This is a genomic window from Peribacillus sp. SIMBA_075 (assembly GCF_046534585.1).
This window is the reverse complement of sequence record NZ_JAWRYN010000377.1, coordinates 1-294: the sequence shown is the minus strand read 5'-3', so window position 1 is coordinate 294 and position 294 is coordinate 1. Positions and strand designations below refer to the sequence as shown.

Genomic DNA, 294 nt, shown 5'->3' with positions numbered 1-294 from the left:
ACTGATTATTTTGGTGATGTGCCGTGTGAAGTCATGGATATAAGAAAATTAAACTTTGAAAAAGCTTCTAAATTAATTGTTTGTACTAATGGCTCAATAAATAAGGAGTTCACTAAGGAATTGCCTGATGAGTGTAAGGCAGTCATTACAGATAACGGAACATTATGTCAAATTATGCATACGGATGTTTCAAAATGGAATAGCATTCAGCATGTTCTACAGCACTTAAATCGAGATGTATCTGAAGTAATTGCATTTGGAGATGACTACAATGATATGGAAATGATAGAAAAG

The 294-nt window shown here is 33.0% G+C and carries 1 protein-coding gene; it reads left to right on the top strand.

Annotation, left to right across the window (positions count from 1 at the left end):
• The coding region (locus tag SB775_RS28655; RefSeq protein WP_410864571.1) for an HAD hydrolase family protein at window positions 1-294 on the top strand (294 nt) is incomplete at both ends.